Source organism: Bifidobacterium sp. B4081 (assembly GCF_026537335.1).
Classification (GTDB): domain Bacteria; phylum Actinomycetota; class Actinomycetes; order Actinomycetales; family Bifidobacteriaceae; genus Bombiscardovia.
On record NZ_JAFNMM010000001.1, the window covers coordinates 44,265 to 64,767 of the forward strand.

Sequence of the window (20,503 nt, forward strand, 5' to 3'; positions counted from 1 at the left end):
GGAGGTCACATTATATGAATACGAATCAGATAATCGCCATTGGCGCCCCTGAGGTGGAGCACTACCATGGTGACGTGCTGGGAATCGGCAGCCACATGCCTAGGCTCTCCTGGACATACACGGACCAGCCACCCCAAGGGGCGAAAGTGGCGGTCAAGCTGACCAGGCGGATGCCGGGCGGAGATCCCGTACAGCAGGAAGCCAAGGTTGATGCTGGCGACAATGTGCTCCTGGATTGGCCCTTTGAACCCCTGCGCTCGCGGGAGAGAGCAAAGGTGACTCTTGCCATGATCAATGCCGACGGAGCTCCTCTCGGGGCGCCATCGCCGGAGCGTCGCTTTGATGTCGGGTTGGATGTGACCGACCGTATCGCCGACTTCGTCGGTCCCTCCTGGTCAGAGGCCGAGACGGACCATCGTCATCTGCCCCTGGTGCATGCGGAGTTCGAGCTACCTGCAGCGCCTAGGTCCGCCAGACTTTATCTGTCTGCTCTGGGTCTGGTCCAGGCTGAAATCAACGGCGCTCGGGTCGGTTCCGACGAGCTTACGCCTGGCTGGACCGTTTATGGCCGCCGTCTGGAGTGCTGGACCTATGATGTGACCGAGCAGCTGTCGCAGGGTGCCAATGCCATGGGCTTCTGGCTCGGCGATGGCTGGTACCGTGGCCGACTGGGGTTCGACGGCGGCATGGCCAACTTCTATGGCGACAGGATAGGAGTGTTCGCCCAGTTGGAGGTGGAGGGCGAAGACGGCTCGATTACCCATATCTACTCAAACTCCTGGGATCGCACCTGGAAGACCACTCTGGGGCCGATCGTGTGCTCGGACTTGTATGAGGGAGAGATTTACGATGCCAGGTTGGAGGAGCCGGGCTGGTCCAGTCCTGGTTTCGACGATTCGGCATGGCGGCCAGTGGCTGAGATTCCTTATGATCCGGCGAAGATTGAGAATCCAGAGCTCCAGGCCGTACGTATGCAAGGGCGGAACCAGCCGGTGTCCATTACCCGTACCGGAGGGTCGGGGAAGTCCTCCTCCTGGCTGATCGACTTCGGTCAGAACTGCAGTCAGCGGATGCGCCTGCACATGCATGGGTTGGCAGAGGGTGCTCAGATCTCCATCCGCCATGCCGAGGTGCTGGAGAAGGACGGTACCCTGGCCACACGGACTCTGCGCCGAGGGCAGGAGCATGATCAATACATCTCGAATGGACAGGATGCCTGGTGGGAACCTCGCTTTGCCATGCACGCCTTCCGCTACGCCAGCATTGAGGGGTGGCCCGGAGAACTGACCGCCGAGGATATCGACTGCCGGGTCTATCACTCCACAATGGAGCGGACCGGCTGGTTCGACAGCTCCAACCCGCTTCTGAACAAGCTCCACGACAACGTTCTGTGGTCAATGCGTTCTAATTTCCTCTCCATTCCCACCGATTGCCCCCAGCGGGACGAGCGCATGGGGTGGACCGGAGACATCGACCTTTTCGCGCCGACGGCAGCTTACCTCTACGATGTTCAGGCCTTCCTCTCCTCTTGGTTGAAGGATGTGCGCATCGAGCAGGAGGCTCGCGGCACCATACCGTTCTTCGTGCCCTTTGTGCCGCTGGGCGTCTGGGCCAAGCCGTCAGCCATCGCCATCTGGGGAGATGCAGCTGTGGCGGTTCCTTGGACTCTCTATATGGAGGGCGGGGACCGGCATGTTCTGGATGAATCCTGGGACTTGGTGCGAGGATGGATAGACGAAGTGCGCGCCTACCTGTCGCCGGACGGAGTTTGGGACCGTCGGCCGGACTATGTGCTTGGTCAGTTGGGAGACTGGCTGGATCCCAGCGCTCCGCCGGATGACCCTGCCCAGGCTATGACCCAGAAGGAGCTGGTGGCCACTGCCTACCTCGCCCGTTCGGTTGACTATGCCTCCCGCATTGCCCAGGCTCTGGGGAAGCAGACAGAAACAGCCGACTACCGCTCCTTGTATGAGCTGATGGTTACCGGCTATCGGAACCGGTTTGTGGCAGGCGATAGTTCAGATATGCGCATGACCTCCGATACTCAGTGTGCCTATGCGATTTCGATTGCTTTCGGATTGTTCGATGCCGAGCCTGAGCTCAAGCAGGCTGCCGGCCAACGGTTGGCGGAACTGGTGCGCGAGTCAGGTGGCAAGGTCTCCACTGGTTTCGCCGGTACCCCATTCGTCCTGCCAGCTTTGAGCGAGACCGGGCACGATCCTGAAGCATTCTCTCTGCTGTTGTCGACCGAATGCCCCTCCTGGCTCTACCAGGTGAAGATGGGGGCGACGACTACCTGGGAGCGTTGGGATTCCATGGAACCTGACGGATCCATCAATCCGGGCGGCATGACCTCGTTCAACCACTATGCGCTGGGGTCCGTGGCTGAGTGGATGCATGAGCGGATTGGCGGTTTGAGAGCTCTCGAACCGGGGTGGAGCCTCTTCGAGGTCGATCCTCGAATTGGTGGCGGGATGACGAAAGCATCCACGCGCCATCTGACGCCTCATGGCATGGCTGGATCGTCCTGGCGGCTTGAAGATGGCCAAGTCCGGCTTCGGCTGGTCGTGCCTGCTGGTTCTGTGGCACGGGTGCTGGTTGGCTCTCCCGTGGGCCAAGGGGAACGTGTCAGCAAGGATTACTCTGCTGGAACCTACGATCTGGTGGTCGAACGCTGACTACTGCTAAGTCGGCCAGATCCTGACTTTTTGGATTTGGCCGACTAGGGATGGGACGTACGGCAGTGCTGCCGTGCCCGTTCCTCAAAAGAGCAACGAAGCTCAAATGGAGCATGGCGCTCCCTGTAAAGGATTGGAGTATATGAAATGGCGGATACAGTTGAGCAGGTTCCTGAGGCAACGCTGCCATCAGACGCGATCGCGCCGGATACGGGCCGTCCACTGACTAGAGCGGAGAAGATCCGCTTCGGGATAGGCTTCTGTTTGTTTTCAGTGATATGGATGACTGCCGGCACCTCTGGCTCCCAGGTGCTCTTGCCGCAACGGTTTACAAATCTTGGCGTCGGCGTTCCTGAGGCCATACTGGGCACGATGAATTCAGTCGGTTGTGTATTCGCCTTGGTATCCAATGTGATCTTCGGCGCCCTGTCTGATATGTCGCACTCGCGGCTAGGCAAGCGCACACCATGGGTGGTGGCCGGAGGAGTTGTCACAGCCTTGGGCTACCTCTACACCTCACAAGCAGTTACCATTCCTACCATCGTGGCCGGCTGGTGCCTAGTACAGGTGGGAGTCAACATGATGATTGCGCCGGCTGTCGCGGTGCTCTCTGACCGAATCCCCGAGTCCACTCGCGGGACTTTCTCTGCCTTCTACGGTGGTGGTGGCATCGTCGGCCAGTCCTTAGGCACATTGATTGGCGCCCGATTCATTGGACACATGCAGGTAGGTTTCATCGTCGGCATCTGCCTGTTCGCGGTGACAGGCATCCTTACTGTCATCATTTGGCCGCGTGAGCATTCTGCTGCCGGAGGTTCTGCAGCGACGGCGGTGAGCGGTCATGAAAGCGGTCAGAAACAAAGTCTATGGCACCGGTTGCGGGTTTCGTTCACGCCACCGACAAAGGGAAGCCGTGATTTCTATCTAGCGCTCAGCGGCAGGCTCTTCATGATGGTGGGCTCGTCCATGGTCGCTACTTATCAGCTTTATATTCTGCAAAAGTATTGCGGGCTCTCCGTTGCGGCATCGGCCAGTGCAATTTCAACGATGTCCGTCATCTCGATGGTGGTCACTTTCTTTGCTTCAATAATCTCTGGTCCCATCTCGGACAAGCTTCGCCGCCGCAAGGTCATCGTGGTAGTTAGCTCCTGCATCCTTGCCCTGGGCATCGCTCTGCCGTGGGTGTTTCCTACAGCAGTGGGCATGATGTGCTATGCGGGCATCGCTGGTTTGGGTAATGGCATCTACACTTCAGTAGACCAGGCCCTGAATGTTGATGTGCTGCCGAACAAGAACGAAGCCGGCAAGGATCTTGGCATCCTGAACCTGGCCAATACTCTGGGACAGGTTATCGCCCCGGTACTGGTCTCGGTCTTGGTGATCCGCGCGGGGTATGTGTCCATATTCCCCGTTGCCATCGTCATGGTGCTCATTGGGGCCGCTGTCATCATGCTGATCCGTTCGGTCAAATAGGGTCGTCTGTCTTCGGGCGTATCGGCGTGGAGAGTCGGCTGATACGCCCTGGAGCAAAGAACTTGACGAGTATGGCCTGATTTATGTATATTTTTTGTTCAACTTGGTAAACATCCACGCAGCGTTTTGGACTGGCCGACTCTGATTTCTTTCAACAGGCCCCCGAAGCGTTGACTACTCCGTGGCATAAGCAGGAGAGTGGCATGACTGGGTTGACCAGCGACTCCAAGCATGAACAATCAACAGATACCGGTGTGATCCCGGCTGCGGGGCAGGACCCTGAGCGGAGGCTTGCCACGAATGACCCCGACCTCAAGGATCCTTCTACAGTAGGCGTCGATCAGGTTGCCCTTGCCCTGAACGTGGATCCTGACCAGGGTCTGGCCGAGGCCGAAGCGATGCGCCGACTGGAACAATTCGGCCCCAACAAGCTTGCTGGAGCACCTTCCGTTCCCGCGTGGCGGAAGTTCCTTCAACAGTTCAAGGACCCCTTGGTCTATCTGCTTCTGGCAGCCACGGCCATTTCGTTGGTGGCCTGGGTGGTGGAACGCTCACATCCGGCATCAGGAGGCGGGGAGCCCCTGCCCTTTGATGCCATCGTCATCATGATCATCCTCATCCTTAATGCCGCCCTGGGGTACGCTCAGGAGGCTAAGGCCGAGCGGGCTGTGGATGCTCTGGCGAGCATGACGGCCCCGCACGCCTCGGTGCTGCGAGGCGGCCGGGTGGTCAGCCTGGAGACCAGCAGGATCGTGCCTGGTGATGTAGTAGTCCTGGCTGAAGGCGATTCGGTCGGCGCCGACGGAAGACTGTTCCAGGCCGCAGGTCTGCGCGTGGCCGAGGCATCGCTGACCGGCGAGTCGCTGCCGGTGGGCAAGCGGCCCGGTCGGCTGGACCAGCCCAAGGCTCTGGGCGACAGAACCAACATGGTCTTCAACGGCACCGCAGTGACCCAGGGGAACGGGCGCATGATCGTCACCTCTACTGGTATGGACACCCAGGTCGGGAAGATCGCCGACATGCTGGCTGATACCCAAGAGGAGCCCACGCCCCTACAGAAGGAGATGGCCCGCGTCTCCAAGCTCCTCGGACTGGCCGTCTGCTTGATTGCCGCCCTGGTTTTGGCTGCTTTGGCCCTGATGGAAGGCTTTCAGACAACCCAGGATCTGATTGATTCCCTGCTCATGGCCGTATCCCTGGCCGTAGCTGCTGTGCCGGAGGGGCTGACGGCCATCCTGACTGTGGTTCTCGCCCTGGGCGTGCAGCGCATGGCCAAGCATCATGCCATCGTCAAGAAGCTCAGCTCGGTGGAGACCCTGGGATCGGCATCAGTCATCTGCTCCGACAAGACAGGGACTCTTACACGCAATGAAATGACCGTTGAACGGGTGGTCGTCCCCTCGGGGCAGGTCAGGCTCACTGGCACCGGGTACGCTCCGGAGGGAACCATGCAGCCGGTCGAGGCCAGTGGGTCAGATGATCAACAACTGACAGATACCATTGGTTCATCTCTGGCTGAGGCAGTGGAAGAGACCCTGATGGTCGGGGCCATCGCCAACGACGGAGACCTGCATTGGCAGCCGGTCGAGGCCGAACCTGATTCCCAGGCCCAGTCTGGATCCGGGCAGGGTCACTGGCAGAGCGTCGGCGATCCCACGGAGGTCTCTCTGATTGTCGCCGCTCGCAAAGTCGGCGCTGATGCCAAGGCTGACGGCTACCGTCGTTTGGCTGAGATTCCTTTCACGTCCGAGCGCAAGCTCATGTCGGTCCTGGCCGCTCCGCGTGACGGCAGCGAAGGGCAATCGCGTCTCTTCTGCAAGGGTGCTCCCGATGTGCTGCTCGGCCGGTGCGACCGGATTCTCGAAGACGGCCAGGTCAGGCCTATGACTAGCGCTGACCGGGAGAGGATATTCGCCCAGGTCAGCCAACTGTCCGGCGATGCCTACAGGACTCTAGGACAGGCTTTCCGGCCTGTATCCGGTCAGGAACTGTCGTCCCTGACCGAAGATGACGAGGGGGAGAAGCCGTCAAGCACGATTGGGACAGGCCAGACGGACCGTTTGTCTAAGGAGACTCAGCGTGCTTCCGCAGTTCTCCTGTCTGCGGACAAGGTAATCCAGGAGAGCGCCCATTTGGAAAGCGATTTGATCTGGGCGGGCATGGTCGGCATCATCGATCCGCCTCGGACTGAGGTCCGCCAGGCCGTGGCTCAGGCTCACAGTGCCGGCATCAGAACGATCATGATCACTGGCGACCATCCACTCACTGCGGCCAGGATCGCGGGTGACCTGGGCATCACCGAACCCGGCGGCCCCGCCTGCACCGGCGAGCAGCTGGATGCCATGGATGCGGACCAGCTTCGGGAGACCACCTCCAAGGTCTCCGTCTACGCTCGCGTGGCCCCCGAGCACAAGCTGAAGATCGTCGAATCGCTTCAGGACCAGGACAAGGTCGTGGCCATGACCGGCGACGGCGTCAACGACGCCCCTGCTGTAAAGGCTGCGGACATCGGCGTGGCCATGGGCATCACCGGGACCGAGGTCACCAAGGAGTCGGCCAAGATGATTCTGGCGGACGACAATTTCGCCACCATCGTCCAGGCTGTACGAGAGGGCCGGGGCATATTCGACAACATCCGCAAGTTCCTGCGCTACCTGCTCAGCTCCAACATGGGCGAGGTTTTCACGGTCTTCGGGGGCGTGGTCTTTGCGGGTCTTCTGGGCATATCGCAGCCCGGCGTGGCGGGCGTGACCGTGCCGCTCCTGGCCACTCAGCTGCTCTGGATCAACCTTCTGACCGATGCGGCTCCCGCCCTGGCCATGGGAGTGGACCCGCAGAGCGACGATCTGATGGGCCGTCCGCCCCGGTCCGTCGACGACCGGGTGATTGACCGGAACATGTGGGTCGACATCGTCTATATCGGCCTGGTCATGGCCCTGGTGACCCTGATTGGCATGGACATGCATTTGAGTGGCGGTCTCTTCACTGACAGGTCGGTCCAGGCGATCGGCCATGAGGCGCAGATGCGTGAGGCGCGGACCATGGGCTTCACGATCCTGGTCTTCGCCCAGCTGTTCAACGCGCTGGCCTCACGCTCATCCCGGAGATCGGCTTTCCTGGGCCTGTTCGGCAATTTCTGGCTCTGGGGCGCCATCGGCGTCTCCATCCTTTTGCAGATGGCTGTGGTCTATCTGCCTTTCCTGGGCGAGGCCTTCGGGACTGTCCCCCTCCGGCCCCAGGCCTGGCTGGAATGCATCGTGCTGGCCTCTCTGGTCCTGGTCGCCTCTGAGCTGCGCAAACTGGCCATGTGGGCAGTCAGACGACTGCGGGCGTGACTCTTTCGCCCTCCCGGTTCCCTGTGTAGTGCTGCCGATCGGGGGGGGGGGGGTAATCCGCTTTGACGCTATACGGCTGTTGGTACGCTCGATACCAGCCTAGGAAGGCCGCCCAGGCCGATTGCCTTGACTGCTTTGTGACGAAAGTGCCCTCCCCTCAGGCAGAGGAGGGCCTCTACGCTGCTCAGTGCTGCTGCATCTGCGCTGTCGACGGTTTTGGCGCCCCTGCAGTCGCCAAGGTCTTGCATATCGAATCATTCAGGAGCGGTGGGTGCTATTTGACTCAAACTGTGGTTTGTCGGAAATCTTATCTTGAAGCCTGGGTATGCATCTTGGTGGCATTGATTGTGTTTGTTGTGTGGTTGTTTGCTGGCGGTGTGTGGTTGGTCCGACTGGGGTCTGGTTGTGGTTTGTAGGGTTATTGAGTGTGGTGGCGGCCTCGCTGTTTTGGTTGGGGGTGGCGGGGCCGCCTGTTGGCCTGGGTCCTGTTGGGGGTGTGGCCCGGGCTGCTTACTCGTGTGAAGTGTTTGTTTGGGTTTGTTGTCGTCGGTTTTTGGCGGCTGCGGCGGCTCCTGCGGCGAGCAGTCCTGTGGCGAGCAGGAGGAGCATGCCGTTTCCTCCGGTCAGGGGCAGGCTGGCGATGGACAGGTACCGGTAGGTGTTGCTTGTGTCGGTTTCCTGTGGTATCCCGTCCTGGGTCCAGTCGATGGCTGCGGGGACGGGGCCTGGCGTGTAGGCGGGCGTGGTGGCGTTCCAGGTGCCGTCGGGGTTGGGCGTCAGGTTTTTGCCGGCGGCGGAGCAGACGCCTTGCTGCCGGGTTTGGTCGAAGCAGATGCTGGTGGCTTGTGGTTTTCCGGGGAAGCCGACCGGGCCGGGCCGGCTGGCCGGCCAGGCTTCAGCGGGCTCGCGTCCCAGCTGGCCGCTGCTGTTGCTTCCCCAGGTGTAGAGGCTGCCGTCGGAGCCGATGGCCGCGGAATGGTTGAAGCCCAGGCTGGCCTGCGTCCAGGTGAACCCGTCGGGAGCGCCTTGGGGCCTGCCGACCTTGACTGGCCTGTTCTGGCTGCTGGTGGTGGTGCCGTCGCCCAGCTGGCCGTCGCCGTTGCTTCCCCAGGTGTACAGGCTGTCGTCGGAGCCGATGGCTGCGGAATACCACCTGCCTAGGCTGGCCTGTGTCCAGGTGAACCCGTCTGGCGCGCCTTGGGGTTTGCCGACCTGGGTCGGCGTGCGCTTGTCGACCTGGGTGCCGTCGCCCAGCTGGCCGTACTGGTTCCATCCCCAGGTGTAGAGCTGGCCGTCCGAGCCGAACGCTGAGGAATGAGAGTTGCCCAGGCTGACCTGCGTCCAGGCGAACCCGTCGGAAGCGCCTGCGGGCTTCTGGATCAGAGTTGGCGTGCTGCGGCTGCTGGTGGTGCCGTCGCCCAGCTGGCCGTTGAAGTTGTACCCCCAGGTGTACAGGTTGCCGTCGGATCCGATGGCCGCGGAATGCTGGTCGCCCAGGCTGACCTGCGTCCAGGTGAACCCGTCGGGAGCGCCTTGGGGCTTGCCGACCTTGACTGGCCTGTTCTGGCTGCTGGTGGTGGTGCCGTCGCCCAGCTGGCCGCTGCTGTTGCTTCCCCAGGTGTACAGGTTGCCGTCGGAGCCGATGGCCGCGGAATGCTGGTCGCCCAGGCTGACCTGCTTCCAGGTGAACCCGTCGGGTGCGCCTTGGGGCTTGCCGATCTTGACTGGCCTGCTCCTGTCGGTGGTGGTGCCGTCGCCCAGCTGGCCGCTCTTGTTGTATCCCCACGCGTACAGGTTGCCGTCCGAGCCGATGCCTGCGGAATGGCTGCTGCCGAGGCTTACCTGGCTGAATCTGATGCCTCGCTGTGCGGGCGGGGTCAGGGTGACCTCGGTGCCGCCGGTCTCGGGTCCTTGGGCGGGGCTGATGGTCCAGTGCTGCGTGTCCGTCCTGGTCCACCGGGCGGTCAGGGTGACTTTCCCGGTGACGGGCTGGGTGAAGTCGTAGGCCACATTGTCCTGGAACCAGCCGTCGAACAGGCAGCCGTCGGCCTTCGGGTCCGGCTGGGGGCGTTCCGCCTGCCCGTCCTGGGTGACGGCCTGGCTGGGGGGCATGCCCGTGGGGGCGGGGCAGGAGCTGTCCTTGGAGGTGAAGCCGACCTGGTATTTGGGGGCGATATATGTGTATTGCAGGTGCGCGTCCGGTTGGGGCCCGTTCCTGTTCCAGACGATGGTCACGTCCACGGTTCCCGGGGCATGCGCGGGCGTGGTCGCCTGCCAGGTGCCGTCAGGGTTTGGCGTGATCCCCATGGTCTTGGCCTGGCCGAACAGGACACTGGTGACCGTCGGCGCTACGGGGAAGACGACCACGCCCGGCCTGCCCTGTGGCGTGGCTTCGGTGACGTCACGTCCCAGCTGGCCAAGGTTGTTCTCGCCCCAGGTGTACAGGTTGCCGTCCGAGCCGATGGCCATGGAGCGCCAGCCGCCTACGATGATTGCGGACCAGGCGAACCCTTCGGGCGCGCCTTGGGGCTTGTCGACCTTGCCGGGCTGGCTGGCCGGAGTCTTGGAGGTGTCGCGTCCCAGCTGGCCGCTGTTGTTGTTTCCCCAGGTGTAGAGGTTGCCGTCCGAGCCGAGGGTCAGGGCATGGTCGTTTTTGGTGCATGCCTGGGTGAAGGCGAACCCGGCTGGCGCGTCTGCGGGCTTGTCGACCCGGGCTGGCCGGTTCCGGTCGGTGGTGGTGCCGTCGCCCAACTGCCCGTTGCCGTTGCTTCCCCAGGCGTAGAGGTTCTTGTCAGAGCCGAAGGCCAACGAATAGTGGTATCCCGCCTTGATTTGTTTCCAGGTGAATCCGGTTGGCGCGTCTGCGGGCTTGTCGACCAGGCTCGGCCTGTCGTAAGGCGTGAAGCTCGTGTCCCTGCCCAGCTCGCCGCCGTAGTTGCTTCCCCAGGTGTAGAGGTTGCCGTCGGAGCCGATGGCCATGGAGAACCAGCCACCGGCGACGGCTGTTGTCCAGGTGAATCCGTCTGGCGCGCCTTGGGGCTTGTCGACCTTGCCGGGCTGGCTGGCCGGGGTCTTGGAGGTGTCGCGTCCCAGCGCGCCTTTCTCATTGTTTCCCCAGGTGTAGAGGTTGCCGTCGGAGCCGATGGCCATGGAATGCAGGTCTCCGGCGACGGCTGTTGTCCAAATGAACCCTGGTGGCGCGCCTTGGGGCTTGTCGACCTTGGCGGGCCTGTCGTCGGCCGGGGTGCCGCCGATGGTTTTGGCGCCGGTGTCGCGTCCCAGCCGCCCGTCGGTGTTGTCTCCCCAGCTGTAGAGGTTGCCGTCGGATCCGATGGCCAGGGTATGTCCGTTTCCTGAGCTGATTTGGCTGAAGCGGATGCCTCTTGGCTTGGGCGGGGTGAGGGTGGTTTTGGTGTTTCCGGCTGTGGGTCCTTGGCTGGGGCTGATGGCCCAGTGCTGCGTGTCCTCGTTGGTCCATCGGGCGGTGAGGGTGATGCTGCTGGTGACGGGCTGGTTGAAGTCGTAGGCGATGTTGCCTTGGAACCAGCCGTCGAACAGGTATCCGTCCTTGGACGGGTCGGGGCTGGGCCGGCTGGCCTGCCCCCCGTCGGGGATGGTCTGCTGGTCGACGCTGCCGCCGCCTGCCGTGTCGAAACTGACCGTCCAGATTGCGGACGACCGGGCCCGCGGTCGGCTGCCGGGAGCGTCGGGCGCGGCCAGGGGGGAGGATGCGGCCAGCGGGGATTGCGGGGTGGCAGTCAGCGTGCTGCCAACGGCGTCGGGCTGCCGGCTATCCGGGCGGGGGGCTTCGGGGTCCTGCTTCCCGGCGTTTTCCAGGGTGGCGGGTGTGGCTGCTTCCGATGGGCTGCTGAATCCTCCGGCCAGGGCAGGAGCGCAAGACAGGGCCAGGAGGATGGCCAGAGCGGCGGCCGCCAAGCTCGGACGCTGACGCATAATAGAAAAACCCTCTTTTCCGCAGAGTCGCAACCATGCCCTGGACCCCCCCCTGGCCGGGCTGTGGCCGCGCGCCGGGGACAGCCCGGCCGTGCCTATCACCGTACCACGCGCACCAACACTCTCCCAGTCCGAGGGTGTCGCCAGGGCGAGCGAAGTGCCGTGCCCTCCTTGCACCCGCATTCAAGAGAGCCATGGCCGCTAAAAGTGCACCTCTGCAGCCGTCGTCGGCAACGATCAGTGCAAATCGCTGAACAACGCTGCTGCCGCAGGCTCCGGCTTGCCTGATGCCGCGCAATTCAGCTACGAGGACCTTCCTGAGTACCAGATAAAAAAATGTAAAGGGTATCAGCAAGGACTATGCCAGAGGCACTTGGTCTTCGTAGGCCATCAGCGGCGGCATCTACGGTCTGCCCATGGACCCCGGCCCAATGGCTCTGTTCTGCAACAAGGAGGTTCTCGACAGGGCGGGAGTGGGGGAGCATCCGAGGACCTGGGATGAATATTACGAAGCTGCCAGGAAGACCAAAGCAGCTGGTTCGTACATCGAGGCTGACGCGGGCGATGCAGGCTTCTTCAAATCCATGATCTGGGCATTCGGAGGCTACCCCTATAGCGCCTCAGACGATGGGCGGAATGTCACCATCAACCTGACAGGCGACAAGGGGACCCAGAGGTTCATCTACTACTTCGGCACCTCTTTCTTCTACCAGCCCATCGTCGACACCGCGACTTTGACTGTGGAGCCCTAGGAGTCCGGACGCGTATTGGGATTCAATGATCTTCTGCAGGCCATCACCGGCTCCATCGGCGTTTCGCTCTTCGGCCCGCTGATGGCCAACGGTTCCATGGGTTCGGGCAGCCTGGCCGGCACCAAGGCCGGTCTGGCCTCCACCTACGCCAACGTCTTCATGATCGGCGGCGTGATCATCCTCGCTGGCATGGTGCTCTTCATCTGTTCCATGAAGATGATCTACAGCCACTCCCGCGTGGCTGAGGACGAGGACTGACCTTCCGAACTGCTGATTAAAAGAACCGGACCCAGGATTTGCCCCTGAGCCCTGTCCGTGTAAACAGGAGTGCATGAATTCTTTGGTAGGCAGGGACTGGCCAGGCATAGGCATTCATCACTCACTATTCACGCAGTTTGGAACCGCCGCTTGCCGGGGCCAATGCCGTGCTCGGGGGGGGGGGTGGATTCGCCTGTTGCCTGGCTAGGCATAGCAGCACGCATGTTGCGTAATCGATAGCCGCGGATTGTCCAAGGTCGGACGGTATGCACGTCAGGCGATTTCAATGATCAACGTGCCCAGGTCGAGTGTGATGTCCTACAGGGAGTCAACGGCCGCCGCCCGTCCTTCCGCTCTACTGATGCCAGCATTCTCAAGCCTTGCACGCATCCAGACCCTGCTCTGGCCTTTCCCTTCTGGAGGGCGGTTGAATGGCTCAGTGCAGGCGGAGGCGAACATAAGAATCAAGCAGATGTCGGGAAAAGCGAGGCTCATACATCCGTACGTCGGTATTGCGAGATGTGGAGGATTGTGCGATAGGGCGCACGTTGAAGGGGCATCGGGACTGTACGAGCAAGAATTTGGTTTGGTTGGCTTTCGTCCCCTGGCAAGGTCTCGTGAGAGTAATTGCTGGCGACCGGCATGACCTGGCTCATGCATGGGGGTGTCTCAACCGTTCCGCAATGCTAGGAGATGCTCTACCGGCATTGAAGCGCTTGGAGCCAGGGTGCATGAATTGCAGGGGCAGACGGGTTTCTTGAACCGGAAGATAGTGGGGATATGAGCAGAATTTTGATGAAGAAGCGACTCAGCCGTTTTTAACAACTGTGGCTAAAGGGGGCTTTGCAGAAAGCCATCCAGGCAATGGGCATGAAAACGATAGATTACGGCTATCCGGTACTGAGCGATATTGAAGGGTTGCCTGTGTGCGGGGCTGAATCGTGAGTTGGCCATAATAGATGCCTGGAAAGGCATAGGTCTGCTCGTATTTCTCAAGCTTGTGCGTCTGGGCAATGTCATGAACCTCGATTGGATAATGGAACGCTGAAACTCTTAAGGCAATAAGAGGTGACGGTGTCACAAAATCAGTGTGCGATCGTTCCTGGCCTATCTAGCGGAACCCACCGCGTTTGAAAGGACTAGTCCTGGTTTTCTCCCAATCCTCTGAATCTTCCGAAGAATTGAGAGAGCCTGTCGATCACCTGCTGTTTCTTTTCGCCATGACCGCCTTGAGGGATGAACCTGGACACAGGTGGAAGAATGGTAGCGATCGCTGTGCCGCCGGTCTGCAGTGTCCCATTGCGGAATGCCTCGTCCATGAACCGTTCAGTCGGCTGGGGTTTGAGTCCTTCCTCCCTGATGATGGTCTGTAATTCCTCATCGCGTCTATGGTCGATGAACTCCCGCCACTGGTCATCCACGGTTCCCTTCATTGAAACCGTGTTGACGAAGTCGTCAATCAGGTCCTTCTTGTTGCGCAGGGAGGGGCTTGCCGAGACAGCCTTGTTGATCTCTGTGCGGATCTCCTTGTCCTCGCCGTTGCCATGCTTCTGACGGTACTGCTCCACCAGCATCAGGATATAGTCGACATTGATCTCGACCTGTTTGACCAGTTCGATCTCGAAGGTCAGATCATCATTGATGTTCTCCTTGTCGGCCTCCCCGGCCTTTCGGTACTCGGCGTACAGATCTAGGTAGATGCTGCGATAATCCTGGCTCTGGCGCTCGGACAGGATCTCGTTGTCTGCGAAGTCATCGAAGCTGTTGAGGATGTTCTGCAACCTGAGGATGTTCCCGAAGAGGGTTATGAAGTCCTTCTGTGCCTGTTCTCCAGAGATGGGTTGACCGATGGGGTAGGAATCAAGCAGTTCGGCAACCTTGTCTGCGTACTTCTTGTGATACTCCCGGTACGGTTTGAGCAGGACGATCCCGGATGCTTCCTTGTTCCCGAACAGTTCCAGAGCTTCGTTGGTCTCCTGCTCCAGATTCCTGAAGGAGACGATGTTGCCGTATGTCTTGACCGAGTTGAGGATGCGGTTGGTCCTTGAGAAGGCCTGGAGGAGTCCGTGCATCCTCAGGTTCTTGTCCACGAACAGGGTGTTCAGGGTTTTGGCGTCGAACCCTGTCAGGAACATATTGACCACGATCACCATGTCGATCTCACGGTTTTTCAGCCGCATGGAGAGGTCCTTGTAGTAGTTCTGGAACTTCTCGGCACTGGTGTCGTAGCTGGTCCCGAACATATGGTTGTAGTCGTCGATCACGTCTTCGAGGAAGTCCCGATCATCCTTATGCAGGTCCTGGGTGCTGAAATCCTCGTCATCCAGTATTCCGTCAGTCTGTGGTCCGTTGGGGGCGTAGGAATATATGAGACCGATCTTCAAACTTTCATCGGGGACCAGATCGGCCTGCTGATGTTGGAACTCGATATAGTACCGCTTGGCGGCTTCAATCGAGGCGGTGGCAAAGAGGGCGTTGAATCCATGCACGCGGCGAGATTGCTTGACTTCCTCGACCTTGCGCCGTGATGAGATCACATCACGGACGTTGGTAACAAACGATTGCTGGTAGGAGTCGAGTCTCCGGGTCTTCTGCGCAAAATGCTCGAGAGTGTATTTAACGATCTGGTAGATGCGGCGGTTAGATAAGAGGGCTTTTTCGGTATCGATACTATGGACGGTGGCAGTGGAGTCGATAGTGTTGTTCTCACCCAGGCTGTCTACATAGTCGATACGGAAGGGGAGAACATTCTTGTCGTTGATGGCATCCACGATTGTGTAGGTGTGCAGCTTGTCCCCAAAGGCCTGCTCAGTGGTCCTGAGTTTGGGATTCTTGCCGCTGCCGGAGTTCCTGGCGAAGATGGGTGTTCCTGTGAAACCAAAGAGGTTATAGCGTTTGAAGGAGCGGGTGATCATCGTATGCATGTCACCGAACTGGGATCGGTGGCACTCGTCGAAGATGATGACCACATGCTTCTCATATACAGGGTGGCCGGGGTTGGCATGAATGAAGGTGGACAGCTTTTGGATGGTGGTGATGATGATCTGTGCCCCAGGATCTTCCAGCTGCCGCTTCAGCACCCTGGTTGAGGTGTTGGAATTGGCGGCACCCTTCTGGAAGCGGTCATACTCACGCATGGTCTGGTAGTCCAGGTCCTTGCGGTCGACCACGAAGAGAACCTTGTCGACATCCTCCATTTGGGTTGCCAGCTGTGCGGTCTTGAAGCTGGTCAGGGTCTTGCCTGATCCGGTCGTATGCCAGATGTATCCGCCCGCCTTGACCGTGCCCAGTTGATGGGCGTTGCTGGAGACGAGGATGCGCTGGAGGATGCGCTCGGTGGCCACAATCTGGTAGGGACGCATCACCATCAGGGTATCGTCTGCCGTCAGCACGCAGTACCGGGTCAGGATGTTCAGAATCGTGTGCTTGGCGAAGAAGGTCCTGGTGAAGGCCATCAGGTCCATGATCGGCTTGTTGGCGGCATCGGCCCACCAACTGGTGAACTCGAAGCTGTTGGATGCCTGGCTCCCTACGGTCTTCCGTTGCTTGACTGCTTCGTCGATATGCTGCTGGCGGGTGGTGTTGGAGTAGTACTTGGTCAGGGTGCCATTGCTGATGACAAAGAGCTGGACGTACTCGAAGAGGCCGGAGTCTGCCCAGAAGGAGTCACGCTGGTAACGGTCGATTTGGTTGAAGGCCTCGCGCAGGTCCACGCCGCGTCGCTTCAGCTCCACATGCACCAGGGGCAGGCCGTTGACCAGGATGGTCACGTCATAACGGTTGGAATACCTGGCCGTGCCTCCCTCGGTCCTGCCTGGCACCACATACTGGTTGATGACCTGAAGACTGTTGTTGTGTATATCCTTCTTGTCAATCAGCATGACGTTCTTGGTGGAGCCGTAATCACGGCGGAGCACCTGAACGCTGTCCCGTTGAATGCGGATGGTCTTCTCCCTGATGCCATCATTGCTGTCAGCGATGCTGTGCTTGAAGAATCGTCCCCATTCCTCATCGGTAAAGGTCATATGGTTGAGCTCCTCGAGCTGGGCACGCAGGTTGTCGATCAGGTCGGCCTCAGTATGGATGGGCAGATACTCATAAGCCTGAGATTCCAAGAGCGTGATCAGGGACTTCTCCAGGTCGGCCTCCGACTGGTACCCTGGCTGTTCAGATTCAGGCGCCTTATATTCGGCAACCACCGTACTCTCGGGCGAGAGGGCAATTGGATTGAATGTGTAAGCTGCTGCTTCACTCATGGTCCAGCTCCTTGAAGGTCAATAAACGATCCCGGTAGTACTCGTACTGCTTATGGCGCGCTTCGATTTCAGCTTGCAGACCGATAGTAGAGCTTCGCGTCATTAGGCGAAATTGGTCTAAAGAAGATGCAATTTGCTGCTGCTGATTCATATTAGATAGCGGAATCTTGAGTTCCTCGAGCTTTGTTTTATTTAAAGCGGGTATGCCGCTATAAGAACATAGCTGTCGGATTTGGGGCTGCAGATATTGAAGTAGATGATATAAATAGCGTGTACTAAGTAGCGCAGAATCTCGGATTTCTATGCTGTAGTTCAAATTGCCTCGGAAATACCGTCCCGAGCACCAGGTAATTGATCCGACGTTAGCGCCACGGCTAGTTATGCCAATGGGATTATTGTCTGTATTAAAGCTGTTGATAAATCCTAAAGGCTTCTTTCCGCTGTTGATTACTGGGTATTTGCCGGGATGACTTTGAATAATTTTTTTGCTAATAGATTCGCCGCTTTTGATATCTGTTATTTCCCCAAGTGAGACTGTGCTTGTTGGACGTTGTCGTTTGAAAATTAAATTGCGGTAATAGACATACTGAATTTGTCTTGTTTCCAGTTCTGTTTCCAGTTCTGCTTCCAGTGAGGTGAATGAGTCAAGGATCCGTACAATCTCTTCTTGTACTTTCAATGGCGGAATAGGAATACGATATTTCATTACTTGTTGCTTGCTGCCACGTGGCATCTTCCCGCCCTTAGCATGTTGCTGGTCGAACGAAAAGAAATGGTTGGAGGATAACAAGTAGTAAAGGTATTGAGGCTGCAAGCGCTTGGTATAGTTTTCTTGAATATGTATAGCTAATACGTCTCCGCTACAGCCCCCGGTTCTGTCAGCAAGCCAGATTTTCTTCAGATATGGGCGAATATTGCCAATCAGAAGGTCATCAGTTGTAAAACCTGTTAAACGCTGTGAGTTGGGCAGATGTTTGGCATCCGTCCTCCCGGCTTTGTTGGGCAGTAGATTGTCAACACCCACGAAAGAAGTTTCGTCTAATTCAGATGCGGAGACTCGTGCTGATGAGTATTCGGTACAATCGTTTAAGGTTACATAGCGTACGCCGTCAGGACACAGTTCTTGTATCAGGTCATTGATTCTGCTCATGCAAAATAGTCTTCGTCGATGCGGACAATCTTCAGAGTCTTCTTGGTTTCGACACCCACACCGTACTTGATCATCAACTGGGTCAGCTGCTGACCGTCAATCAGGATGATCCGGGAGGGAACGTCTCGAGCATAGTCAGTGGCGCCTTGGCTGAAGACCCCTGTGGTGATGAAGAGACCGCCGTCGGCCTTGCCGCTCAGAGCCCCTACGAAGCTCTGCACTTCCGGCCTTCTGACGGACGTCTGAGGACCATATCGTTTAGCCTGAACGTAGATTTTGTTCAGACCAAGTGCATCCTGGTCGATGATTCCGTCAATGCCCCCGTCGTTGGTCAGCTGGGTAACGGTCCCCCTCCCGTGGGCTCCGCCGTACCCCATGGCGAGCAGGAGGTCCACGACAATCTGTTCAAAGAAAGCCGGCTCCCCTCCCTGCATGAGGGACAGCAGCTCTGCCGATACCTCACTGTTGATCCGATCCATGCCTTCCTCGACCTGTTCATTGGGATCGAGAGTCGTGTCCGTATCCAATTGGCCGACGGTGGAGGACGAAGCGTCCTTTAAGGTTCCTGTCGAATTCTTGCGTACCCACCATTGGTCATCTGGTTTGGCCAACTGCCGTAAGTCCTTTTCTGTGATTTCCCCTGGATGACGGGCTAGGAGGTCTCTGCCAATTGGGGTGATCCGGTACTGGCCACGCTGTGGCCGCTCAATGGCGTCGACACGATTGAGGTAGGAGATGGCCCAGGCAATGCGGTTTTCAGCAACTGGCTGTCCTGAAGGAAGGGTTTTGAGGCGCTGTTCTTCTGTGAGTCCAACGATATTTGCCACTTGATCTTTAAGCTCATGCACCTGCAAGGTGTCGCCCTTTGAAAGGCACTGAAGCACGAAGCGGATGAATTGCTCCCAGGTGGGTATGTTGTTCATTTTGTATCCTCCAGATCTGTAACAATAATATTGATTTGTTCGCGCAGCTCCTGCTCGCGCTTGACAATGCCCTCAATGCGTTGGTTCAGCTCGTGGATGTCGACCTTTTCGTCGGTGTCCTCGGGCTGTATGTAACTGGAGACGGCGATGTTGTATTCGTTCTCGCCGATTTCCGAGTTCTGTACCAGCTTGGCTCTATGGTCCACATCCTGCCGCTGGGTGAACCAGTCCAGAATCTGCTGGCGGTTGTCGACATCGAGCTGGTTCTTGTTCCCCGAGTGGGTGAACTGGTCGGAGGCGTCGATGAAGAGTACGGCGTTGTCCTTCTTGGACTTCTTGAGCACGATGATGCAGGTGGCAATCGTGGTGCCAAAGAAGAGATTGGGTGGCAGCTGGATCACCGCATCGACATAGTTGTTGTCAATCAGGTACTTGCGGATCTTCCGCTCGGCCCCACCACGGTAAAGCACACCAGGGAATTCGACGATGGCCGCCGTTCCATTCACGGCCAGCCATGAGAGGATGTGCATGGTAAAGGCCAGGTCGGCCTTGGAGGGAGGGGCCAACACCCCGGCCGGGGAGAACCGCTCATCGTTGATAAGCAGGGAATCATTCTTACCTGCCCAGTGAATGGAATAGGGCGGGTTGGAAACAATGGCTTCGAATGGCTCCACATCGCCATGTGCCGGAGCCGTCAGGGTGTCTCCATGGGCGATGTCGAATTGCTCAAAGTTGATGTCGTGCAGAAACATGTTGATGCGGGCCAGGTTATAGGTGGTCAGGTTAATTTCCTGCCCGTAGAATCCACCCACCTTCTCCTTGCCTAGGACCTTGTCGAACTGGAGCAGGAGGGAACCTGAGCCGCAGGCCGGGTCATATACCTTGTCAACCCGGGTCTTGCCCACTACAGCGATCCTGGTCAGCAGCTCGGAGACCTCCTGGGGAGTGAAGAACTCACCACCAGACTTGCCGGCCTGTGAAGCATACATGGTCATCAGGTACTCGTAGGCATCGCCGAAGGTGTCGATCTGCGTTCCCTCGCTGATTCCCAGCTGCATGTCTCCTATGGCATCCAGCAGGCGGACCAGCTTCTTGTTGCGGTCGGCAACCGTCGGACCTAGCTTGTTGCTGTTGACGTCAAGATCGTCGAAGAGCCCCTTGAGGTCGTCCTCGCTGGCCGTGCCCACGGCTGACCCTTCGATGTGTTTGAACACGCGCTCCAAGGTCTCGTTTAGGTTCACGTCATGCGGTGCCCGGGCACGCACGTTGGTGAACAGCTCAGAGGGCAGTATATAGAAGCCCTTTTCCTGCACGGTATCATCCCGCCCCAGTTCCGCCTGGTCGTCGGGGAGCCGGGAGTAATCAAAGCCAGGGTCTCCCGCTTCTTGCTCCCCCTGGTTTATATAGGTGGTCAGGTTCTCCGAAATGAACCTGTAGAAGAGCAGACCCAGCACGTAGGATTTGAAATCCCACCCGTCGACGGAACCCCGCAGTTCGGTGGCTATTCGCCATATGGTCTTGTGGAGCTCGGCACGCTGCTCTTCTCGGGTGGTGGATTGCATCGATTTCCTCCTGCTGTGGGGTGGAAGCCGCTCTTCTGCTCCTGGCCGCTCGGCCGACAGATGAACGGTCCTTCTCATGTTCAGTATATGCATCCGCCGTTTGCCTCAAATCGGGCATGTCCGCACAGGCCGGATGCCTGACCCTGCTCGTTTGCATTCCTG

General features: G+C 58.8%; 8 protein-coding genes and 1 pseudogene. 4 read left to right on the forward strand and 5 right to left on the reverse strand.

The features are described from left to right. Nucleotides 1-14: 14 nt before the first annotated feature. The 3 genes from J3T92_RS00190 (at nt 15) to J3T92_RS00200 (ending at nt 7,486) form a co-directional block, all read left to right on the forward strand. Nucleotides 15-2,678 carry an alpha-L-rhamnosidase gene (locus tag J3T92_RS00190; RefSeq protein WP_267399180.1) on the forward strand — a complete coding sequence of 888 codons (2,664 nt, stop codon included), beginning with the start codon at nt 15-17 and terminating at the stop codon, nt 2,676-2,678. 147 nt (nt 2,679-2,825) lie between these two features. Continuing rightward, nucleotides 2,826-4,151, forward strand: a complete 1,326-nt coding sequence (locus J3T92_RS00195) for an MFS transporter (protein WP_267399181.1) — start codon at nt 2,826-2,828, stop codon at nt 4,149-4,151. A gap of 356 nt (nt 4,152-4,507) precedes the next feature. Beyond that, nucleotides 4,508-7,486 carry a cation-translocating P-type ATPase gene (locus J3T92_RS00200; RefSeq protein ID WP_416378886.1) on the forward strand — a complete coding sequence of 993 codons (2,979 nt, stop codon included), beginning with the start codon at nt 4,508-4,510 and terminating at the stop codon, nt 7,484-7,486. A gap of 510 nt (nt 7,487-7,996) precedes the next feature. On the opposite strand, the gene J3T92_RS00205 is transcribed toward J3T92_RS00200, so the two are convergent. Beyond that, complete coding sequence (locus tag J3T92_RS00205) at nt 7,997-11,440, reverse strand: InlB B-repeat-containing protein (RefSeq protein WP_267399183.1); 3,444 nt, start codon at nt 11,438-11,440, stop codon at nt 7,997-7,999. Between the two features lie 410 nt (nt 11,441-11,850). Between J3T92_RS00205 and J3T92_RS09465 the strand changes: the two are divergent. Further along, nucleotides 11,851-12,450 (forward strand): annotated as a pseudogene (locus J3T92_RS09465) (extracellular solute-binding protein). A 1,139-nt stretch (nt 12,451-13,589) separates the two neighbouring features. Here the strand turns inward: J3T92_RS09465 and J3T92_RS00220 are convergent. The 4 genes from J3T92_RS00220 to J3T92_RS00235 are packed head-to-tail and all read right to left on the reverse strand — an operon-like array spanning nt 13,590 to nt 20,341. After that, complete coding sequence (locus J3T92_RS00220) at nt 13,590-16,706, reverse strand: type I restriction endonuclease subunit R (RefSeq protein ID WP_267399185.1); 3,117 nt, start codon at nt 16,704-16,706, stop codon at nt 13,590-13,592. Beyond that, nucleotides 16,699-17,856: a restriction endonuclease subunit S gene (locus J3T92_RS00225; RefSeq protein WP_267399186.1), complete on the reverse strand. Its 1,158-nt coding sequence runs from the start codon at nt 17,854-17,856 to the stop codon at nt 16,699-16,701. The genes J3T92_RS00220 and J3T92_RS00225 overlap by 8 nt, the downstream gene beginning before the upstream one ends. Continuing rightward, a complete protein-coding gene (locus J3T92_RS00230; protein ID WP_267399187.1) occupies nt 17,853-18,779 on the reverse strand; it encodes a restriction endonuclease in 927 nt (308 codons plus the stop codon). Before J3T92_RS00230 ends, J3T92_RS00225 begins: the two co-directional genes overlap by 4 nt. Beyond that, nucleotides 18,776-20,341, reverse strand: coding sequence for a type I restriction-modification system subunit M (locus J3T92_RS00235; protein ID WP_267399188.1), 1,566 nt, complete (start codon nt 20,339-20,341; stop codon nt 18,776-18,778). Before J3T92_RS00235 ends, J3T92_RS00230 begins: the two co-directional genes overlap by 4 nt. Nucleotides 20,342-20,503 lie beyond the last annotated feature (162 nt).